The 25836-nt window shown below is 67.4% G+C and carries 23 protein-coding genes and 1 pseudogene; 13 read left to right on the forward strand and 11 right to left on the reverse strand.

From position 1 onward, the window contains the following. Positions 1-11: 11 nt before the first annotated feature. The 5 genes from gspK to gspG form a co-directional block, all read right to left on the reverse strand. A complete protein-coding gene (gene gspK, locus HND92_RS04590; RefSeq protein WP_172206207.1) occupies positions 12-1157 on the reverse strand; it encodes a type II secretion system minor pseudopilin GspK in 1146 nt (381 codons plus the stop codon). Next, the gene (locus HND92_RS04595) at positions 1154-1837 is read right to left on the reverse strand and encodes a type II secretion system protein J (RefSeq protein ID WP_172206209.1); all 684 of its coding nucleotides are present in this window, start codon (positions 1835-1837) and stop codon (positions 1154-1156) included. Before HND92_RS04595 ends, gspK begins: the two co-directional genes overlap by 4 nt. A gap of 169 nt (positions 1838-2006) precedes the next feature. After that, positions 2007-2405 (reverse strand): type II secretion system minor pseudopilin GspI, encoded by a 399-nt coding sequence (gene gspI, locus HND92_RS04600; protein ID WP_172206211.1) that lies wholly within the window; start codon positions 2403-2405, stop codon positions 2007-2009. Then, the gene (locus tag HND92_RS04605) at positions 2402-2950 is read right to left on the reverse strand and encodes a prepilin-type N-terminal cleavage/methylation domain-containing protein (protein ID WP_012655660.1); all 549 of its coding nucleotides are present in this window, start codon (positions 2948-2950) and stop codon (positions 2402-2404) included. The genes gspI and HND92_RS04605 overlap by 4 nt, the downstream gene beginning before the upstream one ends. A gap of 33 nt (positions 2951-2983) precedes the next feature. Next, positions 2984-3436, reverse strand: a complete 453-nt coding sequence (gene gspG / locus HND92_RS04610; RefSeq protein WP_172209150.1) for a type II secretion system major pseudopilin GspG — start codon at positions 3434-3436, stop codon at positions 2984-2986. Positions 3437-3486: 50 nt separating this feature from the next. On the opposite strand from gspG, the gene HND92_RS04615 reads away from it, so the two are divergent. Then, positions 3487-3936 carry a type II secretion system protein N gene (locus tag HND92_RS04615; RefSeq protein WP_011804128.1) on the forward strand — a complete coding sequence of 150 codons (450 nt, stop codon included), beginning with the start codon at positions 3487-3489 and terminating at the stop codon, positions 3934-3936. Between the two features lie 57 nt (positions 3937-3993). Here the strand turns inward: HND92_RS04615 and HND92_RS04620 are convergent, their stop codons facing one another. The 3 genes from HND92_RS04620 to ilvA form a co-directional block, all read right to left on the reverse strand. Further along, complete coding sequence (locus HND92_RS04620) at positions 3994-4605, reverse strand: histidine phosphatase family protein (RefSeq protein WP_047349131.1); 612 nt, start codon at positions 4603-4605, stop codon at positions 3994-3996. Then, the gene (locus tag HND92_RS04625; protein WP_172206213.1) at positions 4602-5414 is read right to left on the reverse strand and encodes an adenosylcobinamide-GDP ribazoletransferase; all 813 of its coding nucleotides are present in this window, start codon (positions 5412-5414) and stop codon (positions 4602-4604) included. The genes HND92_RS04620 and HND92_RS04625 overlap by 4 nt, the downstream gene beginning before the upstream one ends. 66 nt (positions 5415-5480) lie before the next feature. Beyond that, positions 5481-7043 (reverse strand): threonine ammonia-lyase, biosynthetic, encoded by a 1563-nt coding sequence (ilvA, locus tag HND92_RS04630; RefSeq protein WP_011804131.1) that lies wholly within the window; start codon positions 7041-7043, stop codon positions 5481-5483. A 324-nt stretch (positions 7044-7367) separates the two neighbouring features. On the opposite strand from ilvA, the gene HND92_RS04635 reads away from it, so the two are divergent. Next, positions 7368-7817 (forward strand): OsmC family protein, encoded by a 450-nt coding sequence (locus tag HND92_RS04635; protein ID WP_011804132.1) that lies wholly within the window; start codon positions 7368-7370, stop codon positions 7815-7817. Positions 7818-8101: 284 nt separating this feature from the next. Here the strand turns inward: HND92_RS04635 and coq7 are convergent, their stop codons facing one another. After that, on the reverse strand, positions 8102-8719 hold the full coding sequence (coq7, locus tag HND92_RS04640) for a 2-polyprenyl-3-methyl-6-methoxy-1,4-benzoquinone monooxygenase (protein ID WP_172206215.1): 618 nt from the start codon (positions 8717-8719) through the stop codon (positions 8102-8104). 310 nt (positions 8720-9029) lie between these two features. Here coq7 and HND92_RS04645 point away from each other — a divergent pair, with 310 nt between their 5' ends. From HND92_RS04645 to HND92_RS04695, 11 genes and pseudogenes are all read left to right on the forward strand, one after another. After that, positions 9030-10115 (forward strand): porin, encoded by a 1086-nt coding sequence (locus HND92_RS04645; RefSeq protein ID WP_172206217.1) that lies wholly within the window; start codon positions 9030-9032, stop codon positions 10113-10115. A gap of 383 nt (positions 10116-10498) precedes the next feature. Further along, positions 10499-11640, forward strand: a pseudogene (locus HND92_RS04650) (porin). Between the two features lie 255 nt (positions 11641-11895). Next, positions 11896-13476: an ABC transporter substrate-binding protein gene (locus HND92_RS04655; RefSeq protein WP_103738133.1), complete on the forward strand. Its 1581-nt coding sequence runs from the start codon at positions 11896-11898 to the stop codon at positions 13474-13476. 149 nt (positions 13477-13625) lie between these two features. Continuing rightward, the gene (locus HND92_RS04660) at positions 13626-14609 is read left to right on the forward strand and encodes an ABC transporter permease (protein WP_012655668.1); all 984 of its coding nucleotides are present in this window, start codon (positions 13626-13628) and stop codon (positions 14607-14609) included. 1 nt (position 14610) lies between these two features. After that, on the forward strand, positions 14611-15837 hold the full coding sequence (locus HND92_RS04665; protein ID WP_088887584.1) for a M20 aminoacylase family protein: 1227 nt from the start codon (positions 14611-14613) through the stop codon (positions 15835-15837). A 40-nt stretch (positions 15838-15877) separates the two neighbouring features. After that, positions 15878-17449: an ABC transporter substrate-binding protein gene (locus tag HND92_RS04670; RefSeq protein WP_172209152.1), complete on the forward strand. Its 1572-nt coding sequence runs from the start codon at positions 15878-15880 to the stop codon at positions 17447-17449. Between the two features lie 48 nt (positions 17450-17497). Beyond that, entirely contained in the window at positions 17498-18409 is a 912-nt protein-coding gene (locus tag HND92_RS04675; RefSeq protein ID WP_011804140.1) for an ABC transporter permease, read from the forward strand. A 182-nt stretch (positions 18410-18591) separates the two neighbouring features. Continuing rightward, complete coding sequence (locus tag HND92_RS04680; RefSeq protein WP_172206219.1) at positions 18592-19569, forward strand: ABC transporter ATP-binding protein; 978 nt, start codon at positions 18592-18594, stop codon at positions 19567-19569. Further along, positions 19566-20600: an ABC transporter ATP-binding protein gene (locus HND92_RS04685; protein WP_172206221.1), complete on the forward strand. Its 1035-nt coding sequence runs from the start codon at positions 19566-19568 to the stop codon at positions 20598-20600. The genes HND92_RS04680 and HND92_RS04685 overlap by 4 nt, the downstream gene beginning before the upstream one ends. Positions 20601-20778: 178 nt before the next feature. Beyond that, the gene (locus tag HND92_RS04690; RefSeq protein WP_011804143.1) at positions 20779-22692 is read left to right on the forward strand and encodes a bifunctional UDP-sugar hydrolase/5'-nucleotidase; all 1914 of its coding nucleotides are present in this window, start codon (positions 20779-20781) and stop codon (positions 22690-22692) included. Positions 22693-22770: 78 nt separating this feature from the next. Continuing rightward, on the forward strand, positions 22771-23265 hold the full coding sequence (locus HND92_RS04695) for a YbhB/YbcL family Raf kinase inhibitor-like protein (RefSeq protein ID WP_011804144.1): 495 nt from the start codon (positions 22771-22773) through the stop codon (positions 23263-23265). A 205-nt stretch (positions 23266-23470) separates the two neighbouring features. On the opposite strand, the gene HND92_RS04700 is transcribed toward HND92_RS04695, so the two are convergent. Together HND92_RS04700 and zwf are read right to left on the reverse strand one after the other, a co-directional pair. Further along, complete coding sequence (locus tag HND92_RS04700) at positions 23471-24316, reverse strand: MurR/RpiR family transcriptional regulator (protein ID WP_012655673.1); 846 nt, start codon at positions 24314-24316, stop codon at positions 23471-23473. Continuing rightward, a complete protein-coding gene (gene zwf / locus HND92_RS04705) occupies positions 24310-25785 on the reverse strand; it encodes a glucose-6-phosphate dehydrogenase (RefSeq protein ID WP_172209154.1) in 1476 nt (491 codons plus the stop codon). Before zwf ends, HND92_RS04700 begins: the two co-directional genes overlap by 7 nt. Positions 25786-25836: the final 51 nt, after the last annotated feature.

Here is a 25836-nt window from a genome sequence, read left to right on the forward strand (position 1 = left end):
AAGGCGGCCGGTCACCGCGCGCCAGTGGCCGCAGTGCCGGGAGCCGTCGTGCGCACGAGGCCGCCACGTTCGCGCCACAGCGTGCGCACGTCCCCGCGCTGTTTGTAGACCAGCGAGCGCTCTTCGACCACGGCCATGTCCAGGCGCAGTCGCCCGCGCACTTCGAAGTAGCTGGACGACACCGTATGCACCGTGGCCGAGATGCGGCTGGGTTTGCCCAGCAGCTTGGCGGCGTCGGCCTCGCTGCGGAAGTGGTTGGAGTCGCGTGCCTGCACCAGGCGCTGCGCCTCGGCCATGTCCAGCCCGTCGGCGCTGGCCCACAGCACCACGGCGCTGGCGGTGTTGAGGTTGACCTTGGTGCGCACGGGCAGCAGCGTGACGTAGGGCGCGAGCGCATCCACGCTGCGCTGCGGCAGGCCCCACCACCCCAGTTGCGCCACGCTTTGCGGCAGCAGCGGCGCGGCGCTCGCGGTGTCACTGTCCTTGGCCTCGGCGCGCAGCATCTGCCGCGCCAGCATGTCCAGCTGTGCCCGCGGCAGTCCGAGGTACTCGAAGAGCCGCTGGAATTGCCGCAGCGCCGTGGCGTCCACCTGCCCCTCGTTGGCCAGGTTGCGCAGGTTCAGCAGGGCCTGCAGGTCGGTGATCTGGCCCGACAGGAAGGCGTTGGTGGTGTCGGTGCTCGCGTCTTCCACCTGGGCCACGTTGCGGTCGGCCGCGAGGAACGTGGACAGGCGCGCTTCTTCCAGCGGCACCGACCAGGGTTCGGAGAGGTTGTCGGTGCCGTCGCCGCTGCGGGCAATGGAGTCTTCGCGCAGGATCAGGCGGGACCAGTCCAGCGCACCGATCAGGATCCACGCCGACTGGATACGTGCGCGCTCGGCGGTTTCGACTTCGATGGCGCGCCACTGCTGCCACATGGCCGCGGCCGCGAACGTGGCGACCAGCGTCACGGTGAGCATGGCGGCCAGCAGCGCGGCGCCGGCTTGATGAAAAACACCCCGAGGGGCTTTGCGTCCACCCGCCGCTCCTGTTACGCGGGCGGGGCGGCGCCACCAGTGTGTCGGGGCCCTGGCACGGCGGCCCTCGCCTGGTGCGCGCCAGTCGCGTGTGTCGGAGGCGGCGGGCAGGGCGGCGGATAGCGGGCAGGAATCGGTCACGACTTGCCTCCACCCAGCAGCGGATTGGCCCAGTCCCGCGTGACCACGCCCGAGAGTGCGCCACCCGGCGGCAGCGTGAGCTGCAGGCGCACCCCCTCGGGGATGCTGGCGGCGGCGCTGCTCAGCCCGCCGACCGTGCGCGGTGCGCTGGCGCTGGTATCGGTGGACAGCGCATTGGCCCAGGCGCCGCTGCGGTAGTAGTACAGCTGCCAATTGGCCAGCGGCATCAGCACGGTTTCCTGCCGGCGCTCGGCCTCGCCGGGTGTGCGCGCCCACTGGGCTGCGCGCTGCCAGGCGGCATTCCATTCCGCGCGGGTGCGCACCGGGGGAGATTGCCAGCGCAGCCAGCGGGTGGTGCCGTCCACGCTGCGCCGCGCCCAGGCGACGACCAGCGCCCCCTCGTCGGGCTGGCGCGTGCCGCGCCGCGTGAGGCGCAGCACCTGGCCGTCCCAGGCGATGGGTTCGGTATGGTCGATGGCCTGCAGGGCATCCAGGTCGGCCGCCCACTGGGCCAGCACGGTCTGCAGCACCAGCAGCTCGTCGGTGCGCTCGCGCGTGAGCTGCTGCGAGCGCGCCATGCCATCCAGCCCGCGCCAGCTGGCGATGGCGAGCAGCGCCATTACCGCGATGGCCACGAGCAGCTCCACCAGCGTGAAGCCGCGCAGCCTACGGTGGCGCACCTTAGCCGTGTACTGTCTGTCGCATAGGGCGCATGCTACGCAACGGGCGCTACCCAGCTCAGCAGCAGCCGTGGAGCGGGCTTGGCCCGGCCACCGGCTGCGTCCCACTTCCCGCGCGTAGCGCGAGAGAAGGGGGAAGCGGCGTGGCCGCTCAGGGGGTTGTTGCATATCAATACCGCCCCACGATGGTGGACAGCCGCAGCACGGGCAGCGCGGCCTCGAAGACCTGCGCGTCCACGCGGCGGAACTGTGGATTGGGCGTGGGCGAAACCGTCACCGCCACGTCGTAGCGTCGACCCGCCTGTTCGCAGGCCACGCGCGTGTCGCCGATGGACGGCATCTGCGACGACAGGCGTACCCGGCTCAGTTCGTTCTCGGCGCACAGGTGGGCCAGCACCACGTCGGTCTGGCGCGCGGCGTTGCGCGTGAGGGCGGAGGTGGCCTGCAGTCCTGCCATGAGGGCGATGGCGACGATGCCCAGTGCCACCAGCACCTCCACCAGCGTGAAGCCGCGCGCCGCGCCGCGCCGGCGCCGCGTCCCCGTGCCCGTTCGCGCGCGGTGGCTCATGGCAGCGCCTGCACGGCAAACGGGCGCAGCCCGTCGGTGGCCACGCGCACCGCGCGGTCGGGGTGCGCGCCGCTCACGATCACCACTTGTTGCGGGCCGATGAGGGGTTCCGGCCCCAGCCACAGTTCCGCAGGGCCCTGCACGCCGGTGGCGCTGTCCAGCCAGCGGTTGGGCAATGTGTCGGGCGGCACGCCCTCGAAGCGAAAGCCCTGGGCATCGGCACGCCAGCGCACCGCCGCGCCGGAGGCGCGCGATTGCGCGCGCGCCGACTCCAGCAGCGCTGCCAGCCGCTCGCCTTCGCGCTGCAGTTGGGTGGCGCCGCTGTCGCGCAGTGCCAGGCCCACGCCGGCGGTCGCCAGGGCGATGATGGAAATGACCACCAGCAATTCAAGGATCGTAAAACCCCGCTGGGCGACGGCTGCGCGGCTTTGCCTGTCTCGCCTGCTGCGCAAGGGGCGGGGGGAGAAGAAGCCTGCGCGGCGTAGTGGCGCGGCCGGCCGAGGCCCCTGCGCGGCGTCCGCTGGGCTGGGGTGTACCCGTGTCATGCGTGGGATGGCGCCGGCGCCGGGCCCTGCGGCTTACTGCCAGCTGCCGATGTCGGCATCCTTGCCCTCGCCGCCGGACTGGCCATCGGCGCCGAAGGACATCACGTCCACCTCACCCTTGATGCCCGGGCTCAGGTACTGGTAAGGGCGGCCCCAGGGGTCGTTGGGCAGCTTCTCCAGGTAGGGGCGCCAGTTGTTCGGCACCGGGCCGGCGCCCGGTTTGGCGATCAGCGCCTGCAGGCCCTGTTCGGCCGTGGGGTAGCGCTGGTTGTCCAGGCGATAGAGCTTGAGCGCCTGCATGATGTTGGTGACGTCGGTGCGCGCGGCCGTGCTGCGCGCGTCGTCGGCGCGGTCCAGCACGTTGGGCACGATCAGCGCGGCCAGCACGCCGATGATGACCAGCACCACCATGAGCTCGATCAGGGTGAAGCCCGCGGACAGGCGACGGCGGGCGCGGTGCGCGAGGGAGGAGGGGCTGGGCTGCATCTCGAAGCGGCGACTCGGAATGGACATATCCGGTCAATCATAATCGTGCAATGGTGACAAACACATACGGCCGCTGGGCCCCGCGCCTGGCCACGCTGCTGCTCTGGGCGCTGGCGGGTGCGACCGCTGTCTATTGGGGGTTGAAGCTGTCCGCAAGCCCGGCCGGCACGGCACCGGCGGCCGCGGCGCCCGAGCCGGTGGTGACCGACACGCAGGCGCTCGCGCGCCTGCTCGGGGCCAGCCCGGTGCTGGCGGCCGCCGAGGCGGCACCCTCCGCAGCCAGCCGCTTCGTGCTCATGGGCGTGCTGGCCGGCACGGCCAGCGGCGGCGGCGCCGCGCTGATCGCGGTGGACGGCAAGCCGGCCAAGCCCTACCGCGTGGGCGCGAATGTGGAGCCGGGGCTGGTGCTGCAGTCCCTGGGCAAGGGCGCCGCGCGGCTGGGGGCGTCGATGGACGGCGCCACGACGCTGGCGCTGGAGATGCCGCGCAAGCGGCCCTGACCTGGCGGGGATCCCGCGCCGGCGGGGGACTGCATATCCGACGGGAGCGCCCATAACCTAACCGCGCGCCGGTGCTGCCTGCGGTCGGCCTTTCAGTGGCAGAAGTACCGTGGTCCAGGCGCCGTAGCCCGGAGCCGATTGCGGCCATTCATGGGACAGCGGCATGCGCGCGGCGCCGTGCGTCAGCAGCCAGTGCACGCAGCGGGCCACCCCGGCATGCGTGATCCAGACCACATCGCCACCGCCGGCGTGTGCCTGGGCCGCGGCCTCGTCCAGCGCGGCGGACACGCGTGTGAGCATGGCCGCCAGGGGCTCGCCGCCGCCGGGCGCATGGTGGCCGAAGCGCGTGGTCCAGGCGTCGATGTCCGCACGGGCGATGTCGTTCCACGCGCGGCCCTCCCACTGGCCGAAGTCCATCTCGGTGATGCGGGGCTCAGCCTTTGAAGCCAAATCGGCCCGCAGGGCAAGCAGGTCCTGCGCAAGCAGCTCACATCTTTGTAGCGGAGAGTGGTGCAGGGCGGCCAGACGGGGTGGCAGCGCCTGTGCCAGCAGGCGTGCGCTCTCGCGGCTATGGCGCACGTTGGCGGCAACGTCCAGGCGGCCGTAGCACAGGCCGGGTGCCACCTCGGGGCGCGCATGGCGCACCAGCCACAGGCGCGGCGCGCTCATGCCGCCCGTTGCGCCAGCGCGATGGCCGCGCCCAGATAGAAGCCGATCTCGCCCACCTGCTGCGTGGCGCCCAGGCAGTCGCCGGTAAAGCCCTGCAGTCGACGCGCAAAGCGCCACAGCATCCAGGCCGCACCGGCGGCGCTGGCCAGCAGGCTTGCTATCAATACCAAAGCGCCCAGCGCTTGATATACAAGCGCTAGCGCCGGAAAACACCACAAGGCCGCGGCTGCCAGTGCGCGTACGGAGATCTGGTCCGCCAGCGGCTTGCTCTTGGACGTGGCCGTGTCGCCCACATGCGGCAGCGCGCGCACGATGACGAGCGGCCACAGGCGCGACAGCACATGCCCCCCGGCCAATGCCGCCAGCGCGCTGGACAAGCCGAGGTGGCCGAGCTGCGCCAGCAGGGCCACCTTGGCCTGCAGCGCCAGCACCAGCGCCATGGCCCCGAAGGCGCCGATGCGCGAGTCCTTCATGATCTCCAGCGCGCGCTCGGGCTGGTAGGCGCCGCCCAGTCCGTCGGCCACGTCGGCCAGGCCGTCCTCGTGGAAGCCCCCGGTCACCAGCACCGTGGCGATGGTGCAGCCCACCGCCGCCGCCAGCGGTGCAAAGCCCGCGCCGCCCAGCCCCAGCCACAGTGCCGCATAGCTGCCCACCGCCACGGCGGCCACCAGCCAGCCCACACCGGGGAAATGTGCACTGCTGGCGCGCAGCATCGCAGGGCTGTAGCCCACCCACGTGGCCAGCCGGCCCGTGACGGGGATGCGCGTGAAGAACTGCACGGCCAGCAGATAGTGGCGCAGGGTCTGCATGAATACTATCGAATCAATAGCTGCTCGCGCTTGATGGGTGGGCGCTGGAGGCCAAAATGGCTTGCATCATGCGCCGTTGGCCTGCAGGAACAGGCGGTAGGCCGGGTTCTGCGTTTCCTCGACATAGGGGTAGCCCAGCGTCTGCAGGAAGGCATCGAACTGCGCTGCGTCGTCGGCCGGCACCTGCATGCCCACGAGGATGCGCCCATAGTCCGCGCCCTGGTTGCGGTAGTGGAACAGCGAGATGTTCCAGGTGGGCTGCATCAGGCTCAGGAACTTGAACAGCGCGCCGGGGCGCTCGGGGAAGGTGAAGCGCATCAGCCGCTCGTCGCGCGCCAGCGCCGAATGGCCGCCGACGAGGTGGCGCAGGTGCTCCTTGGCCAGCTCGTCGTGCGTGAGGTCCAGCGCCTCGAATCCATGCTTGTGGAAGTTGCGCGCGATCTTCTCGGACTCGCCGCGGCCCGTGGTGGACAGGCCCACGAACACATGGGCGCGCCGCTCGTGGCTGATGCGGTAGTTGAACTCGGTCACGTTGCGCGGTCCGCCGGGCAGGGCCCCCACCACCTCGCAAAAGCGCTTGAAGCTGCCGCGCTCCTCGGGGATGGTGACGGCGAACAGGGCTTCGCGTTCCTCGCCCACCTCGGCGCGCTCGGCCACGAAGCGCAGCCGGTCGAAGTTCATGTTGGCGCCGCACAGGATGGCGGCGTAGGTTTCGCCCTTGGTCTTGTGCTTGGCCACGTACTGCTTGATGGCGGCCACGGCCAGGGCGCCCGCGGGCTCCACGATGCTGCGTGTGTCCACGAAGATGTCCTTGATCGCGGCGCAGACGGCATCGGTGTCGACGATCACGTAGTCGTCCACCAGGTTCTGCGCGACGCGGAAGGTTTCCTCGCCCACCAGTTTCACGGCCGTGCCGTCGGAGAACAGGCCCACGTCCGGCAGCGTGACGCGCTGATGCGCCTTGACCGATTGCGCCATGGCGTCCGAGTCGTTCATCTGCACGCCGATGACCTTGATGCCAGGGCACACGGCCTTGATGTAGTTGGACACGCCGGCGATCAGCCCGCCGCCGCCGATGGCGACGAACACGGCATCCAGCTTGCCGCCCAGCTGCTGCACCTGCCGCAGGATCTCCATGGCGATCGTGCCCTGGCCGGCGATCACGTCCGGGTCGTCGAAGGGGTGCACGAAGGTCAGGCCTTCTTCCTTTTGCAGCTGCGCGGCGTGCTCGTAGGCGTCGGAATAGCTCTCGCCGCTCAGCACCACTTCGCCGCCCAGCGTCTTCACCGCATCGATCTTGAGCTGCGGCGTGGTGGTGGGCATCACGATCACGGCGCGCGTGCCCAGCTTGCTGGCGCTCATCGCCACGCCCTGCGCGTGGTTGCCGGCCGAGGCGCAGATCACGCCGCGCGCCAGCTGCTCGGGCGAGAGCTGCGCCATCTTGTTGTAGGCGCCGCGCAGCTTGAAGCTGAAGACGGGCTGCTGGTCCTCGCGCTTGAGCAGCACCTTGTTGTGCAGCCGCCGCGACAGCGCGCGGGCGGGCTGCAGGTCGGACTCCACCGCCACGTCATAGACACGCGCGGTGAGGATCTTTGTCAGGTAATCGAACGGGGTGAGAGGCTGGGTCATGGTGCAAACCGGCGGGCGGCGCTGCGGTGTGGACGGGGCGTCCAGGGCGCGCTCAGCCGGGCGCACATCATAGGACGGCGCGCCCGCAGGGTTAGGGACGGCTCACCGCAGGGCAAAAAAAAAGCCCCAAGCGGTAAAGCCTGGGGCTGAATCCATCCTTTGAGGAGATGGAGGAGACAATCGGTGCGAACCCCGCTGTGCGAACAGTGCAAAGCGGGTAACGCATGGGCGCATTGTAGCGCTGCGGTTGTTGCGTTGCAGCAAAATCGCACCTGCGTTCATCATTTGCTACAGATTCACCCTGATTTTTTGGAGAAAAACAACATGGAATGCACCGTCAGCTGGACCGGCAACGCCGGCACGCGCTCCGGCATGGGCTTTGTTGCGGAGACCGGCAGCGGCCATGTGCTGGCCATGGACGGGGCGCCCGACGCCGACCGTCCCGAGAACGGCGGCCAGAACCTGGCCCCGCGTCCCATGGAGACCGTGCTGGCCGGCACGGGCGGCTGCACGGCCTACGACGTGGTGCTGATCCTCAAGCGCGGCCGGCACGATGTGCGCGGCTGCAGCGTGAAGCTCACCTCCGAGCGGGCGCAGGTCGATCCCAAGGTGTTCACCAAGATCCACATGCAGTTCACGGTGACCGGGCGCGGCATTCCGCCGGCGGCCGTGGAGCGTGCCATCGCCATGAGCCATGAGAAATACTGCTCGGCCAGCATCATGCTGGGCAAGACCGCGCAGATCACGACGGGCTTTGAGATCGTCGAGGCCTGAGGCGCGGCGGGACGTACTAGGGCCTGTTCACACTATTTTTGCCAGATGCGTTGCGATCAAAAAGGGCCAGGCGCAAGGCGCCAAACGAAGCTGGGGTGCTACCCCAGCGAGGCTTGGCAACGCCGCGAATGGCCCTTTTTGATCGCAACCCGGAGGGAACGGAGTGAAAACCGCGCCATTCGTCGTTGCCCTCCTAGCCAAGGCCCCGGCCTTGGCGTCGTCACGCGCCTAGATTGGCGCGGTTTTCACGCCATTCGCACTGGCAAAAATAGTGTGAACAGGCCCTAGATGTAATGTGCAGTCGTCGTCATGACCTTGGCGGCGGCTTTCATCAGCCAACGCGCCGCGGGCGGTAGAGGAAGGGCGCCCGCCGCCTGCGCCTGGGCTGCGTGGCGTTCCTCATCCCGCTGCATGCGGTCGACGATGGCGCGCGAGGGCAGGTCCGCCTCCGGCAGGCGGCGCAGGTGCCCTTGCAGATGGGCGGATACCTGCCGCTCCGTCTCCACCACGAAACCCAGACTGGCCTGGTCGCTGACCCGGGCCGCCACCAGGCCGATGGCGAAGGCGCCAGCGAACCACAAGGGGTTGAGGAGACTGGGCCGGCTCCCCAGGGCGTCGAGCCGCTCGCGGGTCCAGGCCAGGTGGTCGGTCTCCTCGCGCGCCGCGGCCAGGAGATCGCTGCGCAACTGGGGGTCGCGGGTCACGCACGACTGGGCCATGTACAAGCCCTGGGCACACACCTCCCCGACATGGTTGACGCGCATCAACGCGCTGGAGAGACGCCTTTGCTCGACGGACAGGTCCACCGCAGGCAGAGAGCGTGCCGGTGAGGGTTCTCCCGCTCTCGGACGAGCGAACAAGGTTCGCAGGGCACTATCTGCGGCAACGAGGAGTGTGTCCATGGGTAACAAAAACGTTGTTTACGCGCACGTAATGGCGCAGGTAACGCAAAAACCGTACGGTAAGTGCTTACTCGGAGCAACAATAAGACGGTTTTGCTGCCGTTTTGGCCATGTTGCGGTACAGCAACGAAAACCCGCTTTTGGCCCGATTCTGAGGGATTTCCTTTGCGAAACCTGGCGGGCTCTGTTGCAATAGGGCCAACTTCCCCACCAGGAGGTTGGCCCGGGGAACCGGCGGGGCTGTGCGTGAGCCGCACATCCAAGTCCTCTACGATCCGGGGCCCTCTGTTTAACCTTGGAGTAACTCGCAATGAAAAAATCCCTGATTGCCCTGGCAGTGCTGGCTGCTTCCGGCGCCGCAATGGCCCAATCCTCCGTGACGCTGTTCGGTATCATCGACACGAACGTCGGTTACGTGAACAACGTCGCCACCGCTGGCGGCGGCGACACCAACAAGTATGGCCTGGGCACCAGCGGCGCTTCTACGAGCCGTCTGGGCTTCCGCGGCGTGGAAGACCTGGGTGGCGGTCTGAAGGCCGGCTTCTGGCTGGAAGGCGAAATCTTCGGCGACGACGGCAATGCGTCCGGCTTCAACTTCAAGCGTCGCAGCACGGTGCAACTGGCCGGCAGCTTCGGTGAAGTGCGCCTGGGCCGTGACCAGGTTCCCAGCTACACCAAGGCTAGCTCGTACGACCTGTTCAACCAGGCCGGCATTGGCCAGTTCATGGGCTGGAGCGCCTGGGGCGGCAGCAACCAGACGGCCGCCAACAGCAACAACGACGCCAACGGCGTGCGTTCGAGCAACATGGTCAGCTACTACACCCCCAACTTCAGCGGCTTCACCGCCGGCCTGGGCTATGGCTTTGACGAGAAGTCTGACGCGGTCAACGACAAGAAGGGCCGTTACGTTGGTGGCTTCGTGGCCTATGACAATGGCCCTCTGAGCGTGACCCTGGCCTATGACGAGAAGAGCGCCCTGACCGTGAATGGCCTGAAGGGCGTGGATCGTAATGTCCTGACGCTGGGCGCTTCCTACAACCTGAACGTAGTGAAGCTGGTCGGTATTGCACAGCAGACCAAGGATGACCGTCCTGGCCTGTCCAAGGGCAAGAACAACGCCTACATGCTGGGCGCATCCGCTCCCGTGGGCGCTGGCGAAGTCAAGCTGCAGTACGCTCTGTACGACCAGAAGGTCATCGACTCCAAGGCTCACCAGATCAGCCTGGGCTATATCCACAACCTGTCCAAGCGCACCTCGCTGTACGGCACCGTGGCATACATCAATAACAAGGACGCTTCCAGCCTGGGTCTGGTTGCCAAGGGTCTGGGCAACACCGGCATCGCCGTTGGCGACAACCAGACTGGCGTGCAAGTGGGTATCCGCCACTCCTTCTAATCTCGGGCTGGCGTGAGGCCAGCTTGGATAAAGAAGACAAAACCGCTGCCTTCGGGCAGCGGTTTTTTTTCGTCTGCGGTTTGGTGTCTCTTGTGCGACGATTTTTCGGGTTAACCCCTGTGGCTGTAAAGCGATGGGCCCTTGCCCCTGCTCGGCGGGTTTTCAACAATGAAGCCTCCTCGCTTCCTGCCAAGAACACGATTTGGCCGCAGGGCCCCTGGTGGAGGAGAAGTCGAGTGTTGTGAAGGGAGTGGCGCACGTCCAGTGAGCGAGTTCATCAAGGCGTGGCTGCGAATCGTGAGCCGGTTATCAATCCAAGAGGAGTCTGTTGTATGCAAAAGAAAATTGTGGCTGCCCTGGCGCTGTGCGGCGCGGGCGTGGCAATGGCCCAGTCCGCCGGTACCAGCAAGGTGAGCTGTGGGGTATCGTGGATGCCGCCGTGCGCCACACCAACAACGAAGGTGCCGGCAAGGATGGCCTGACGAAGATGATCGGTGGCGGCATGTCGCAAAGCCGCTGGGGCATCAATGTGGAGGAGGACCTGGGTGGCGGGTCCAAGGCCCTGGTGGTGCTGGAAAACCGTCTCAATGCCGATGACGGCAGTGTTTCCACCCCCTTCTTCCAACGGTCCTATCTGGGTCTGCAAGGCCCTTATGGCCGCCTGACTGCCGGACGTCAGTGGAACGTCCTGTTCGACGTGGTGACCAGCACCTACGCTTCGTTCCCGTACTCCCCCTACATGGAAGCCTACAAGCCTGAGTTGGGAATGGCCATGGGCGCGCGTACCAGCAACATGCTGAAGTACACCTTCGCAACGCCGGACCGCAGCTTCGTAGGCTCGCTGCAATATTCGTTTGACGAGAACAACGACACCAAGGCATTGGAAGCTGGCCTGCCTGCCTCGGCGGCGCAAGTGCCTGCCTACGTTGCAGGCACCCTGGGCGGTGGCGCCTGGAAGACGGCTGGCGGCTACCTGCGCTACTCCGCGAGCGGGTTTGCCGTCGGCGGCGGCTACATGCGCACGACGCTGCCAGGCGGCACCGACGTAGACGCCTGGACTCTGGGCGGTTCGTACCGCACGGGTCCGTGGTACTTCAGTGCAGGCTATGGCCTGAACAAGGCGAAATACGCTACGGTGACCAACCCGATCCAGGGTTTCCGTAACCTCGTAGACGGAGCGATCCTGGGGCAATTCTGGGCCGGCCAGACCAATGGCGGCTTCCAGCCGGGCGACGCCAACAAGCGCCAGCTGTTCAAGCTGGGCGTGGGCTATCAGCTGACTCCTCAGTTGAACCTGGGTGCGCACTACTTCCGCGGTAAGCAATCGGGCTCGGCCACGGGTGCTTCCAACGGCAATGTCAACTTCTACGTGGCCGTGGCGGACTATGCCTTCAGCAAGCGCACCGATGCCTATTTTGGCGTGGACCACACCAGCATCAGCGGCGGCAGCGCGGTCGTGCTGGATGCGGCGAGCGGCGCACGCAGCCGTACCGGCATCACCGTGGGTGTCCGCCATCGCTTCTAAGGCACATTGAGTGGGGAGGGGAAGGGCCCTTGTGGGCCCGCCCCGATTTCAAACAACCTCCTTCGGGAGGTTGTTTTTTTCCCGAAGTACGGTTCTTGCCCCGCCGAGCGTAGATACGCAGTCCGGGCATTGGTTTTGCATCAGCACTGCGGATGAATGGCGGCGCATCTGCGATGCACCATTTCAGGGATTTCCCTTTGCCAGTGGCCACGGCCACGCTGCCATAGTCGCTCCTTTCTATAAAAGAGGGTTCCCATGCGAATCAATGCCTTGATCCTTTCTCTTGCGGCGGTCTGCGCGGCGGCTGTGGTTCCAGCGGCGCATGCCAAGACCTTCAAGTGGGCCAGCCAGGGCGAAATCGCCACCTGGGATATCCACTCCCAAAACAACGCGCTGCAAAACGCCATCCATTCGTATGTGTACGAAAGCCTGGTCTACTACAACAGCCGTACCTTCGAGGTCGAGCCCATGCTGGCGACGGCGTGGCGAGAGGTCAGCCCCACACAAGTGCGTTTCACGCTGCGCCAGGGCGTGAAGTTCCACGATGGTTCCGCCTTCACCGCCGATGACGCCGTGTACTCGCTGCAGCGCGCCATGTCCAAGACCTCGAACTACACGCCGTATGTGCAAGGCATCGACAAGGTGGTGAAGGTGGATGCGCAGACCATCGACATCTTCCTCAAGTCGCCCAACCCCGTGCTGCTGCGGCAGATGACCGAGTTGCGCATGATGAGCAAGGCCTGGGCCGAGAAGAACCGATCGGTGGAGCCCAAGGACATCAAGGGCACCGATGAGAACTTTGCCCATCGCAACGCCATGGGCACGGGCCCCTACACGCTGGAGACATGGCAGCCCGACGTGAAGATGGTCTTCAAGCGCAATCCGAACTGGTGGGGCCAGATGGAAGGCAACGTGACCGAGATCGTCTACACCCCCATCAAGTCGGCCGCCACGCGCATTGCCGCCCTGCTGTCGGGTGAGGTGGACCTGGTGCTGGACCCCTCGCCGCAGGATCTGCCCCGCCTGCGCTCGTCGGGCACCATCAAGGTGGTGGACGGGCTGGAGAACCGTACCATCTTCCTGGGCATGGACCAGTTCCGGGATGAACTCGTGGGCTCCAACATCAAGGGCAAGAACCCCTTGAAGGACCTGCGCGTGCGCAAGGCGCTGTACCAGTCCATCGACGCCAATGCCCTCACGCGCAACATCCTGCGCGGCCTGGGCAAGCCGACCGGTACCCTGGTGGCGCCGCAGGTCGCAGGCTGGTCGGAGGCCGTGGGCAAGCGCATGCCCTACGACGTCGAGGCCGCGAAGAAGCTGCTGGCCGAGGCCGGCTATGCCGACGGCTTCGAGGTGGACTTCGCCTGCCCCAACAACCGCTACATCAACGACGAGGCCATCTGCCAGGCGGTCACCGCCATGTGGGCGCGCATCGGTGTGAAAGCCAAGCTGCGTACGCTGCCGCTGGTGACCTACTTTCCCATGATCCAGCGCAGCGAAGCGAGCATCTACATGCTGGGTTGGGGCGTGCCGACCTTTGACGCGCTGTACAGCCTGCAATCGCTGGTGCGCAGCGTGGGCACTGGTGGCGATGGCAACTACAACGTGGGCCGCTACCGCAATGAGCGCATGGACTACCTGGTGGACCGTATCAAGGCCGAGACGGACGCTCCGGTGCGCGCGCGCATGCTGACCGAGGCGCTGCAGCTCTCCAACGACACGGTCTCGCATCTGCCGCTGTACGACCAGGTCATCCCCTGGGCCATGAAGAAGAATGTGGAGCTGGTGCATCGCGCCGACAACCGCATCGACATGCGCACCGTCAAGGTCCAGTGAGCGGCCGTGCCATAACGTACCGCCTGCGTGCGGAAAGCACCCGCGCAGGCGAACCACGGCCAGGCTAAGCACCCGGCCGCTGCGGGGACGAGCCTTGGCCGCGCCCCGATGCCTGCTAGCATGGCCCGACATCTTGCAAAAGCCCGAGAATGCTTGCCTTCATCCTGCGTCGACTTATCCAGGCCGTGATCGTCATGGTCGCCGTGGCCTTCATCTCGTTCATGCTGTTCCAGTTCGTGGGCGACCCCGTGGTCTTCCTGCTGGGGCAGGACGCCACGCCCGAGCAGATCACCGAGATGCGTGCTGCCCTGGGGTTGGACCAGCCATTCATCGTGCAGTTCTGGCACTTTCTGGTGAATGCGGCGCAGGGCGAATTCGGGCTGTCCCTGCGCCAGGGGGCCAAGGTCTCGCGGCTGATCGCCGAGCGCTTCCCGGCCACGCTGGAGCTGGCGCTGGTGGCCGCCTTCATCGCCCTCGCGGTGGGCATGCCCATGGGGGTGTATGCGGCGCTCAAGCGCGGCACCTTCACCAGCCAGGTGTTCATGACGCTGTCGTTGCTGGGTGTGTCGCTGCCTACGTTCCTGATCGGCATTTTGCTGATCCTGGTGTTCTCGGTCACGCTCGGGTGGTTCCCGAGCTTTGGGCGCGGTGATGTCACGCAGCTGGGCTGGTGGAGCACGGGTTTGCTCACGGCCAAGGGTTGGCACCACATCACGCTGCCGGCCATCACGCTCGCCATCTTCCAGCTCACGCTGATCATGCGCCTGGTGCGCGCCGAGATGCTGGAAGTGCTGCGCACCGACTACATCAAGTTCGCCCGTGCGCGTGGCCTGACCGACCGCGCCATCCATTTTGGCCATGCGCTCAAGAACACGCTGGTGCCGGTGATGACCATCACCGGCCTGCAACTGGGCGGCCTGATTGCGTTTGCCATCATCACCGAGACGGTGTTCCAGTGGCCCGGCATGGGCCTGCTGTTCATCCAGGCCGTGACCTTTGCCGACATCCCCGTGATGGCCGCTTACCTCTGCCTGATCGCGCTGATCTTCGTGGTCATCAACCTGGTGGTGGACCTGCTGTACTTCGCCGTGGACCCGCGCCTGCGCGTGGGTGGCAAGGCGGGAGGGCACTGACATGCAGGCCGTGCAGCAGCGCTTGAAGGCAGGCGGACGCGCTTTCGCGCACATCGCGCAGTACCACCCGGAGCTCACCGCATTCCGCCGCGACCTGCATGCCCACCCCGAGCTGGGCTTTGAAGAGGTCTACACCAGCGCCCGTGTGCGCGAGGCGCTGCGGCACGCAGGCGTGGACGAGGTGCACGAAGGCATCGGCCGTACCGGCGTGGTGGGCATCATCCACGGCCAGGGACGCAGCAGCGGCAGCATGATCGGTCTGCGGGCCGACATGGACGCGCTGCCCATGGCCGAGCACAACGATTTCGCCTGGAAGTCCTGCAAGAGCGGCCTGATGCATGGCTGCGGCCATGATGGGCACACGGCCATGCTCGTGGGTGCAGCGCGCTACCTGGCGGCCACGCGCCATTTCGACGGCACGGCGGTGCTGATCTTCCAGCCCGGCGAGGAAGGCCTGGGCGGTGCGCGCGTGATGATCGAGGACGGGCTCTTCGAGCGCTTTCCCGTGCAGTCGGTGTACGCCATGCACAACTGGCCGGCCATGCGGCCCGGCACCGTGGGTATCAACAGCGGCGCCATGATGGCGGCGGCCGACCGCGTCACGATCGAAGTGACCGGGCGCGGCGGCCACGGTGCGCATGCGTACCAGACGGTGGACGTGGTGCTGGTAGCCGCGCACATCGTCACCGCCGTGCAGGGGATCGTCTCGCGCAACGTGCGGCCGCTGGAGAGCGCAGTCATCAGCCTGTGCGCGGTGCAGGCGGGCGACCTGGGCGCGTTCAGCGTGCTGCCGGGCACGGCCACGCTGGTGGGTACGGTGCGCACGTTCGACCCTGCCGTGCAGGAGATGGTGGAGCGCCGCATCAAGGAGCTGTGCAACGCCATCGCACTGGGCTTTGGCGCTACCGCCACCGTTCGCTACGAGCGCATCTACCCTGCCACCATCAACACCGAGAGCGATGCGCGCTTCGCAGGCGACGTGGCTGCGTCGTTGGTGGGCGAAGAAAACGTGGACCGCGACCTGGAGCCGAGCATGGGCGCGGAGGACTTCTCCTTCATGCTGCAGGCCCGCCCCGGCGCCTACCTGCGCCTGGGGCAGGGCATGGGCGCTGGCAACAGCACCTTGCACAACAGCCGCTACGACTTCAATGACGACGTGCTGCCCCTGGGCGCGGCCCTGCATGCCGGCCTGGTCGAGCAGGCCATGCCCCTGGGGCAAGCGCAGTGAGACCGCACGGTACAGCAGCATGATGCGGAGCACGATCTGGATGCGAAATATGGCCCTGGCGCTTGTACTGCAAGCGCTAGCAGCTATATTTTTGGTAGCTAATGCGCAAACCATCCGTGTGGCCAACCAGGGCGATGCGCTGTCGATGGACCCCCATGCGCTCAATGAATCGCTGCAGCTCAGCCTGACCGGCAATGTGTACGAGCCTCTGGTGGGACGCAACAAGGATCTGAGCCTGGTGCCTGCGCTGGCGCTGGCCTGGCGTGCGACCACCCCCACCGTGTGGCGCTTCGAGTTGCGCCGCGGCGTGTCCTTCCACGACGGTGCGCTTTTCACGGCCGACGATGCGGTGTTTTCGCTGCGGCGCGCGCAGTCCGACGGCTCGGACATGCGCAGTTACCTGAGCGGCGTGCGCGAGGTGCGCAAGCTGGACGCGCACACCATCGAGATCGAAACCCGCGAGCCCACGCCGCTGCTGCCGGCCCTGCTGTCGCACGTCTACCTGATGAACCAGCGCTGGAGCGAGGCGCAGGGTCTCGCGCAGGTAGGCGAGGCGCGCGGGGCCGCGGGGCACGCCGCCGCGCTGCGCGCCAATGGCACGGGGCCGTTCCGCCTGGCCGAGCGCCGCCCGCAGCAGCGCACCGTGTTCGAGCGCAACATGCGCTACTGGGGCACCATCGAGAGCAACGCACGCCAAATCGTCTTCCTGCCCATTCCGGACAACGAGGCGCGCGTGGCCGCGCTGCTGGCCGGCCGCGTGGACGTGATGGAGCCCGTGCCGGTACAGGACATCGAACGCGTGAGCGCCGCCGGACTGGTCCGCGTGGTCACGGGGCCCGAGTTGCGCTCGCTGTTCCTGGGCATGGACCAGCACAGCGACGAGCTGCCGTACGCCAGCGTGCGCGGCGCCAACCCCTTCAAGGACCGGCGCGTGCGCCAGGCCTTCTACCAGGCCATCGACATCGATGCGCTCATCAAGAACGTGATGCGCGGCGCTGCCACGCCCGCCGCGCTCATCGTGGGACCGGGCGTCAATGGCTTTCAGCCCGACGTCAAGCGGCTGCCGCACGACGTGGCGGCCGCGCGCGCGCTCATGGCGCAGGCCGGCTATGGCGAGGGCTTCGCGCTCACGCTGGACTGCCCCAGCGACCGCTATGTGAACGACGCGGCACTGTGCACCGCCATCGCTGCACAGCTGGCGACCCTGCAGGTGCGCGTGACGGTGCGCGCGGAGCCCAAGGCGCAGTACTACCCGCGCATCCTGCGACGCGACGCGGGCTTCTACCTGATGGGCTGGACGCCCTCCACCTACGACGCACACGGAGCGCTGAACGCGCTGGCGGCCTGCCCGCGCGGCGAAGGCGCGGGCCACTTCAACCTGGGGGGCTATTGCAACCCGCGGCTGGACGCGCTGCTGCTGCAGGTCCAGACGCAGACCGACAAGACCCGGCGCGATGTGCTGCTGCGCGAGGCTTTGCTGCTGCAGGCCGCCGACATTGCCTACATCCCGCTGCACCAGCAGGCCCTGGCCTGGGGCGTGTCCAAGAAGATCCGCCTGGTGCAGATGGCCGACAACACCATGCCTTTCAAGTGGATGGGCGTGGGCCCCTGACCGTACGACCTTGCCGCCTTCTCCCTTTTTTGCCCTGACCCTTCGCCCATGAAACAAACGCTCTTGCGCTGGTACGACAGCGACGTGGCCCACAGCTTTCGCACCTCGCCCGTGGCCATCATCGCGGCGCTGATTGCCGCCGTGTGCGTGTTCTGCTCCATCTTTGCCGGCTGGGTGGCGCCACACAACCCGTTCGACCTGAGCACGCTGGAGCTGTCGGACGCGCGCTTGCCGCCCGTGTGGCAGGCCGAAGGCACCTGGAAGTACGCCCTGGGCACCGACGACCAGGGCCGCGACATCCTTTCGGCGCTGATCTACGGCGCGCGCATCTCGCTGGTGGTGGGCCTGGCCTCCGTGGCGCTGTCGGTCGTCGTGGGCGTGGCGCTGGGGTTGGTGGCGGGCTTTCGCGGCGGATGGGTGGACGGCGTGCTCATGCGCCTGTGCGACGTGATGCTGTCGTTCCCCGCCATCCTGATCGCGCTGCTGATTGCCGGCGTGGGGCGTGCGGTGTTCCCCAACGCGCCCGATTCGCTGGCCTTCGGCGTGCTGATCCTGTCGATCTCGCTCACGGGCTGGGTGCAGTACGCGCGCACCGTGCGCGGCTCCACGCTGGTGGAGCGCAACAAGGAATACGTGCAGGCCGCGCGCGTCACCGGCGTTTCGCCGCTGCGCATCATGCGCAAGCATGTGCTGCCCAATGTGCTGGGGCCGGTCATGGTGCTGGCCACCATCCAGGTGGCCACGGCCATCATTACCGAAGCCACGCTGTCCTTCCTGGGAGTGGGCGCGCCGCCCACGTCGCCCTCGCTGGGCACGCTGATCCGCATCGGCAACGACTACCTGTTCTCCGGCGAGTGGTGGATCACTGTCTTCCCCGGCGTGATGCTGGTGCTGATCGCGCTGTCCGTGAACCTGCTGGGCGACTGGCTGCGCGATGCACTCAACCCGCGCCTGCGCTGAAATGGAACACCTCCTGAGTCGCTTTGCGCCTTCTCCCCGCTCTCGCATGGCTGCGCCATGCGGGCAGGGGGGCGCAGCCCTCGCTGCGGCGCGGCCGGCCCGGACCCTTGCTCGGCTGCCCTCGTTATGGGGGCGCCCGTTTCATGCGATGCAGGCGGCGCGCACCGCACTGGATAACTGATATGTCACTTCTCGAAGTCCACAACCTCGTCGTCGAATTCCCTGGCCGCCGCGGCACGCTGCGCGCGCTGGACAACGTGTCGTTCTCCATCGCACCGGGCGAGATCCTGGGTGTGGTGGGCGAGTCCGGCGCGGGCAAGTCGCTCACGGGCGCGTCCATCATCGGTCTGCTGGAGCCGCCGGGGCGCGTGGCCTCGGGCCAGATCGTGCTGCAGGGCCAGCGCATCGACAACCTGCCGCACGAGCAGATGCGCCACATCCGCGGGCGCAAGATCGGCGCGATCTTCCAGGACCCGCTGACTTCGCTCAACCCGCTGTACACCGTGGGCCAGCAACTGGTGGAGACCATCCTCACCCACCTGCCCATGAGCGCCGCGCAGGCGCGCCAGCGGGCCATCGACCTGCTCAAGGACACCGGCATTCCCGCGGCCGAGCAGCGCATCGACCACTACCCGCACCAGTTCTCGGGCGGCATGCGCCAGCGCGTGGTGATTGCCCTGGCGCTGGCGGCCGAGCCGCAGCTCATCGTGGCGGACGAGCCCACCACGGCGCTGGACGTGTCCATCCAGGCGCAGATCATCCAGTTGCTCAAGAGCATCTGCAAGACGCGCGGCGCGGCCGTGATGCTGATCACCCACGACATGGGCGTGATCGCCGAGACCTGCGACCGCGTGGCCGTGATGTACGCCGGCCGCGTGGCCGAAATCGGCCCCGTGCACGAGGTCATCAACCAGCCCGCCCACCCCTACACCGCCGGCCTCATGGCGTCCATTCCCGACATGGATCAGGACCGCGAGCGCCTCAACCAGATCGACGGAGCCATGCCCCGCCTGAACGCCATTCCCGAGGGCTGTGCCTTCAATCCGCGCTGCCCGCGCGCCTTCGACCGCTGCCGCCAGGCGCGCCCCGACCTCATGCCCGCCGGCGCTACGCAGGCCGCATGCTGGCTGCACGACGTGACGAGCGAGGTGGCCGCATGAGCTCCACGACGACCACCACCGCACCGCTGGTGCAGGCGCATGACCTCGCCAAGACGTTCGACGTCTCCGCGCCCTGGCTCAACCGCGTCATCGAGCGCAAGCCGCGCGCGCTGCTGCATGCGGTGGACGGCGTGGGATTCACGATCGAGCGCGGCAAGACGCTGGCCCTGGTGGGCGAGTCCGGCTGCGGCAAGAGCACCGTGGCGCGCCTGCTGGTGGGGCTGTACGAGCCCACGCGCGGCGGCCTCACCTTCGACGGGCAGGACGCGCACGCCGCTTTCAAGGGCAAGGATGCGCGCGCCATGCGCCGGCGCATCCAGATGATCTTCCAGGACCCCTATGCCAGCCTGAACCCGCGCTGGCTGGTGGAGGACATCATCGGCGAGCCCCTGCGCGAGCATGGTCTCATCACCGACGCTGCACAGCTCAAGAAGCGCGTGGGCGAACTGCTGCAGTCCGTGGGCCTGTCGCCGCTGGACATGGCCAAGTACCCGCACCAGTTCTCGGGCGGGCAGCGCCAGCGCATCTCGATTGCGCGTGCCCTGGCCACCGAGCCCGAGTTCCTGGTGTGCGACGAACCCACCAGCGCGCTGGACGTGTCGGTGCAGGCGCAGGTGCTCAACATCATGAAGGACCTGCAGCGCCAGCGGCAGCTCACCTACCTGTTCATCAGCCACAACCTGGCCGTGGTGCGCCACGTGAGCGACCAGGTGGGCGTGATGTACCTGGGCCGGCTGGTGGAGCTGGCCGACAAGAAGGTGCTGTTCGAGAACCCGCGCCACCCTTACACGCGCATGTTGCTGGAGGCCATCCCCAAGATGCACGACACCGGCCGCGCGCGCACGCCCGTGCAAGGGGAGGTGCCCAACCCGCTCAACCCGCCGCCGGGCTGCGCGTTCAACCCACGCTGCCCCTACGCCAACGACCGCTGCCGCACCGAGCGCCCCCAGCTCATCGATGACGGCGGCACGCGCGTGGCCTGCCACGGCGTGCAGGAAAAACGCATCCCGTTGGCGGAGTTGGCGGTATGAGGGTTCGATAGAAAAAACGGCCCTAACGCTTGTGCAGCAAGCGGTAGATGCTCTTTTTATGTGAGCAAAAAAGGGCCGAGCCCCCTGTTCTACGGGCGCGCGTGTGGGGCTTTCACGGCGCTGTCATCCTTGCTTCCCACCATCTCCACTCTGTAACGATTCAACAGGGAGCGAGAACATGGGTTCGTGGATGCAATGGGCCAACAAGCCCTACGGGCGGCGGGTGCGGATGGGCGCGGTGGCGCTGGCGGCGTGTGGCGTGCTGGCGGCATGCGGTGGCAACGATGACGACGAGGCCCAGCCGCTGGAGCTGACCGTCCTGCACATCAACGACCACCACTCCACGCTGGACGCCAAGTCCAAGACGCTGAAGCTGTCCACGGGCGGCGCCGCGCCTGTGGACGTGGCCGTCGAAGCCGGTGGCTTTGCGCGCGTCACCGCGGCCTTCGACAGCCTGGCCAAGGCCGCGGGCGCCAACGTGCTCAAGCTGCATGCGGGCGACGCGCTCACCGGCACGCTGTACTTCAACCGCGCGGGCGCGGACGGCGAGGCCGATGCCGCGCTGATGAACACCGTGTGCTTCGACGCCTTCACGCTGGGCAACCACGAGTTCGACAAGGGTGACGCGGGCCTCAAGGGATTCCTGGACCTGCTCAAGAAGGGGTCCTGCAAGACGGCGGTGCTCAGCGCCAACGTGAAGTTCGGTGCCGGCTCGGCGCTCAACGCCACCAAGGCGCCCGGTTACGTGCAGCCTTCCACCGTGGTGGAGCGCAGCGGCCAGAAGATCGGCATCGTCGGCCTGACGATTGCGGGCAAGACCAAGGCCTCGTCCAGCCCCGACGCGGACACCACCTTCGAGGACGAAGTCACGGCGGCGCAGCGTGAGATCGACAAGCTGCGCGCCCAGAGCATCAACAAGATCATCGTCATGAGCCACGTGGGCTATGGCTACGACAAGGAAATCGCCGCCAAGCTCAGCGGCGTGGACGTGATCGTGGGCGGCGATTCGCACACGCTGCTGGGCCCCGACGCGCTCAAGACCACGGGCGTGGGCACGCCCAGTGGCGCCTATCCCACGCGCGTGACCGACAAGGACGGCAAGAACGTCTGCGTGGTGCAGGCCTGGGAATACGCGCAGGTGGTGGGCGAGCTGAAGGTGCGTTTTGACGGCAAGGGTGAGGTCACGCAGTGCAGCGGCACGCCGCATGTGCTGATCGGTAGCGACTTCACCATCAACAAATTGCCCCCGACCGATGCCGAAAAGAAGGCCATCGATGCGGACGTGGCAGCCAAGGGCTTTCTGCGCGTGACGCAACCAGCCGCCGCCGCCACCACGGCGCTGCAGCCGTTCAAGGACCGCGTGGCCGTTTTCAACAAGACCAACGTGGCGGTGGTGCCGAAGGAGTTGTGCTTCCGCCGCGTGCCGGGCAATCCCGGCTCGGGCGGCTCCAGCCCCACATGCAACGCCGAGGGCAGCGTGCATCTGCGCGGTGGCGACATCCAGCAGCTGGTGGCGCAGGCCTACGTGGACGAGGGCAATGCCAAGTACGGCGGCGCCGACATCTCGCTGCAAAGCGGCGGCGGTGTGCGCATTGCGCTGGACGGCACGGTGACAGCAGCGCAGGTGATCCAGGTGCTGCCCTTCGGCAACATGCTGTTCCGTCTGGACGTGACCGGCGCGGAGGTGAAATCCATGCTCGAAGACGGTCTGGAGGCCGTGTTCAAGGCGGGCGGCTCGACCGGGCCCTATCCCTATACCGGCGGCCTGCGCTTCGACGTGAACGCCTCGGCCGCCTTCGGCCAGCGCGCCTCCGGACTCGAAGTGCGCAACGCCGCCACCGGCACCTGGGGGCCGATCGATCCGGCCAAGACCTACAGGCTCTTCGTGTTGAGCTTCAACGCCACGGGCGGCGACGGCTACAAGACGCTGGCGGCCGTGCCCGCGGCGCGGCGCCTGGACATCGGCGTGCTGGATGCCGATGTCTTCTTCAGCTACATCGACAAGCAGCCGCGCGACGCCGCCACCGGCCTGCCCGTGCTGAACCGGCTGCCGCACGAGCTCTACAGCACCAAGAGCTTCGCGGGGCAGTGACGGGACCCGTGAAGTGAACGGCGGGAATGCGCGGGCATACTGACGGTTTCCCGTCAACGAACCCCAGGAGTACCGCGCATGACCGCCTTCACCCTCACCAGTCCCGACATCGCCGACGGCAGCACCATTGCACAGAGCTTCGAGTTCGACGGCTTTGGCTGCAGCGGTCGGAACCAGTCGCCCGTGCTGCGCTGGAGCGGCGCGCCCGAGGGCACGAAGGGCTTTGCCGTGAACGTGTACGACCCCGACGCGCCCACGGGCTCGGGCTTCTGGCACTGGTATGTGATCGATCTGCCGGCTTCGGTGAGTGAGCTGCCCGCCAACGCCGGCGCCAAGGGCGGCGCCCACCTGCCGGCTGGCGCGCGCCAGATCCGCAACGACTACGGGCAGTACGCCTGGGGCGGCATGTGCCCGCCGCCGGGCGACAAGCCGCACCGCTACATCTTCACGGTGCATGCGCTGTCGGTGGAGCGCATCGATGTGCCCGACGACGCCCCTGCCGCGCTCGCCGGCTTCATGGTGAACGCCCACACCCTGGCCAAGGCGAGCTTCACCGCCACCTACGGACGCTGAAACGGCGCTCTGAAAAAGAGAGCTGCTACCGCTTGCCAATGCTTGATTTCAGATGCTTTTGTGCCTGAAATCCAAGCAGGACAGGCGGTAGCAGCTATTGTTTTTGTACTTCCCCATAGCGCGCCCGGCATGGAACTGGCGCGCCCCATCCCAGCAACCGCCGCGCAGCGGGCTTGGCCCGGGCGCAGCCGCTCAGGGGGAGCCCTCAGGTATACCGCTTGGCCCGCAGGTTGTTCTTCATCTGCTGCAGCACCGGCTGCAGCGGCTCGCCGATGCGCAGCGCCACGCAGGTGGCGACCACGTCGATGATGAGCAGGTGCAGCAGGCGCGAGACCATGGGGCTGTAGCGGTCGTAGCCCTCGGGGTGGTCGGCCGCCAGGTGGATGCGGCAGGTGTGTGCCAGCGGCGAGCCGCTGGCGGTGATGGCGATGGTGGTTGCGCCGTTCTTGCGCGCGATGTCGGCTGCGTCCATCAGGTCGCGCGTGCGGCCCGAGTTGCTGATGATCACCGCGCAGTCGCCCGGGCCCAGCAGCGTGGCGCTCATCACCTGCATGTGGCCGTCGCTGGTGGAGATGCTGGTGATGCCTAGGCGAAAGAACTTGTGCTGCGCGTCCTGCGCCACGATGCCGGAGTTGCCCGCGCCGTAGAACTCGATGCGCCGCCCCGTCTGCCAGGTGCTGGCGATGGCCTCGGCCGCACGCTCCAGCGCATTGGTACTGGCGGCGCTGCGGTACTGCAGGAAGGCGGCCACGGCGTTGTCCACCACCTTCACCAGCACGTCGTTGGTCTTGTCGTCGGCGTCCACGCTGCGGTGGATGAAGGGCACGCCCTCGCTCACACTGCCGGCCAGCTTGAGCTTGAAGTCCGCCAGGCCGTCATAGCCCATGCTGCGGCAAAAGCGCACCACTGTCGGCTTGCTGACGCGCGCGCGCGCGGCCAGCTCGCGCACCGGCAGGTGGGCAAAGGCGCGCGGGTCGTCCAGCACGAGTTGGGCCACGCGCTGCTCGGCGGGGGCGAGCGAGGGCAGGGAAGCGGTGATGCGGTCTAGCATTCTTCCATCCAGGTGTGTCCTTCGCGGGCCACCAGCGCGCTGGCGGCGCTGGGGCCCCAGCTGCCAGCGGCATACGGGCGCGGGCCTTCGCCACGGGCGTCCTGCTCGGCCCAGGCCTGCATGATGGGTTCCACCCAATGCCAGGCGGCTTCCTGTTCGTCGGCGCGCACGAACAGATTCAGGCGCCCGGCGATCACGTCCAGCAGCAGCCGCTCGTACGCTCCCACGCGCTGGCTGCCAAAGCGCTGGTCGAAGTCCAGGTCCAGCTGCACGGGCGCCAGCGCCTGGGCTTCGGAAATGCGCATGCCGCGCTTTTCCTGCCCCGCGGCAAACAGGTGCAGCGCCACGCCGTCGCGCGGCTGCAGGTGGATCACCAGCCGGTTGGCCGCGCCCAGCGGCGTGCGGTAGATGGCGTGGGGTGTGGGGCGGAAGTTGATGGCGATGTGTGCCTCGCGCGCGGCCAGGCGCTTGCCGGTGCGGATGTAGAACGGCACGCCCGCCCAGCGCCAATTGGCGATCTCGGTGCGCAGGGCGACGAAGGTTTCGGTGGTGCTGCCGGGCGCCACGCCGTCCTCGTCGGCATAGGCGCGCACGCCCTCGCAGGCCGTGGTGCCGGTGGAATACTGGCCGCGCACCACGTCCCGCAGCAGCGTGGCGGGTGTCCACGTACTCAGCGAACGCAGCACCTTGAGCTTCTCATCGCGGATGGCATCGGCATGGGCGTTGATGGGTGGCTCCATGGCGATCGCGCACAGCAGCTGCAGCGCGTGGTTCTGCACCATGTCGCGCAGCGCGCCGGTCTGGTCGTAGAAGGCGCCACGCTGCTCCACGCCCAGCTGCTCGGCCATGGTGATCTCGATGCTGGCCACGGTCTCGCGCCGCCACAGGGGTTCGAACAGCGCGTTGCCAAAGCGCAGCGCCAGCAGGTTCTGCACCGAGGGCTTGCCCAGGTAGTGGTCGATGCGGAAGATCTGCCGTTCGTCGAACACGCTGCGCACCGCGGCGTTGATGGCACGGTTGGAAGCCAAATCGTGCCCCAGGGGCTTTTCCAGCACCACGCGGGTGGCGGGCGTCGCCAGGCCGGCAGCGCCGAGCTGCTCGCAGACGGTGGTGAACAGCGCGGGCGCGGTGGCCAGGTACATCACCACCGTGTCGGCATGGCGCTCGCGCAGGCGCCGCGCCAGCAGGGCGTAATCCTCTGGCTGGGACAGATCCATGCGCTGGTACTGCAACAGCGCGGCAAAGCGTTCGAATTCTTCGTCGCTGGGGCGTTTTTCTCCCTCCACATCGGCAAAGCGCCGGGCAATCAGCGCGCGGTAGTCGCCGTCGCTCAGCGCGTCGCGCGCCACGCCGATGATGCGCCCCTGCGGCGGCAGCGACCCGTGGCGAAAAGCCTGGAACAAGGCAGGCAGCAGCTTGCGCCAGGCGAGGTCGCCCGTGCCGCCGAAGAGGACCAGATCAAAGCTCATGAGCCAGCTGCGGTGATGTGTAGAGGGTTGATCGATGGGAAAACGGTGCCC

It is taken from the genome of Diaphorobacter sp. JS3050 (genome assembly GCF_013154915.1).
Lineage (GTDB): Bacteria > Pseudomonadota > Gammaproteobacteria > Burkholderiales > Burkholderiaceae_C > Diaphorobacter > Diaphorobacter nitroreducens.

What these genes read in the sequence shown, in the direction of transcription:
- gspI (WP_172206211.1), bottom strand. Translation starts at nt 2,405, where the DNA reads ATGAGCCACCGCGCGCGAACGGGCACGGGGACGCGGCGCCGGCGCGGC.
- HND92_RS04605 (WP_012655660.1), bottom strand. Translation starts at nt 2,950, where the DNA reads ATGACACGGGTACACCCCAGCCCAGCGGACGCCGCGCAGGGGCCTCGG.
- gspG (WP_172209150.1), bottom strand. Translation starts at nt 3,436, where the DNA reads ATGCAGCCCAGCCCCTCCTCCCTCGCGCACCGCGCCCGCCGTCGCCTG.
- HND92_RS04615 (WP_011804128.1), top strand. Translation starts at nt 3,487, where the DNA reads ATGGTGACAAACACATACGGCCGCTGGGCCCCGCGCCTGGCCACGCTG.
- HND92_RS04620 (WP_047349131.1), bottom strand. Translation starts at nt 4,605, where the DNA reads ATGAGCGCGCCGCGCCTGTGGCTGGTGCGCCATGCGCGCCCCGAGGTG.
- HND92_RS04625 (WP_172206213.1), bottom strand. Translation starts at nt 5,414, where the DNA reads ATGCAGACCCTGCGCCACTATCTGCTGGCCGTGCAGTTCTTCACGCGC.
- ilvA (WP_011804131.1), bottom strand. Translation starts at nt 7,043, where the DNA reads ATGACCCAGCCTCTCACCCCGTTCGATTACCTGACAAAGATCCTCACC.
- HND92_RS04635 (WP_011804132.1), top strand. Translation starts at nt 7,368, where the DNA reads ATGGAATGCACCGTCAGCTGGACCGGCAACGCCGGCACGCGCTCCGGC.
- coq7 (WP_172206215.1), bottom strand. Translation starts at nt 8,719, where the DNA reads ATGGACACACTCCTCGTTGCCGCAGATAGTGCCCTGCGAACCTTGTTC.
- HND92_RS04645 (WP_172206217.1), top strand. Translation starts at nt 9,030, where the DNA reads ATGAAAAAATCCCTGATTGCCCTGGCAGTGCTGGCTGCTTCCGGCGCC.
- HND92_RS04655 (WP_103738133.1), top strand. Translation starts at nt 11,896, where the DNA reads ATGCGAATCAATGCCTTGATCCTTTCTCTTGCGGCGGTCTGCGCGGCG.
- HND92_RS04660 (WP_012655668.1), top strand. Translation starts at nt 13,626, where the DNA reads ATGCTTGCCTTCATCCTGCGTCGACTTATCCAGGCCGTGATCGTCATG.
- HND92_RS04665 (WP_088887584.1), top strand. Translation starts at nt 14,611, where the DNA reads ATGCAGGCCGTGCAGCAGCGCTTGAAGGCAGGCGGACGCGCTTTCGCG.
- HND92_RS04670 (WP_172209152.1), top strand. Translation starts at nt 15,878, where the DNA reads ATGCGAAATATGGCCCTGGCGCTTGTACTGCAAGCGCTAGCAGCTATA.
- HND92_RS04675 (WP_011804140.1), top strand. Translation starts at nt 17,498, where the DNA reads ATGAAACAAACGCTCTTGCGCTGGTACGACAGCGACGTGGCCCACAGC.
- HND92_RS04680 (WP_172206219.1), top strand. Translation starts at nt 18,592, where the DNA reads ATGTCACTTCTCGAAGTCCACAACCTCGTCGTCGAATTCCCTGGCCGC.
- HND92_RS04685 (WP_172206221.1), top strand. Translation starts at nt 19,566, where the DNA reads ATGAGCTCCACGACGACCACCACCGCACCGCTGGTGCAGGCGCATGAC.
- HND92_RS04690 (WP_011804143.1), top strand. Translation starts at nt 20,779, where the DNA reads ATGGGTTCGTGGATGCAATGGGCCAACAAGCCCTACGGGCGGCGGGTG.
- HND92_RS04695 (WP_011804144.1), top strand. Translation starts at nt 22,771, where the DNA reads ATGACCGCCTTCACCCTCACCAGTCCCGACATCGCCGACGGCAGCACC.
- HND92_RS04700 (WP_012655673.1), bottom strand. Translation starts at nt 24,316, where the DNA reads ATGCTAGACCGCATCACCGCTTCCCTGCCCTCGCTCGCCCCCGCCGAG.
- zwf (WP_172209154.1), bottom strand. Translation starts at nt 25,785, where the DNA reads ATGAGCTTTGATCTGGTCCTCTTCGGCGGCACGGGCGACCTCGCCTGG.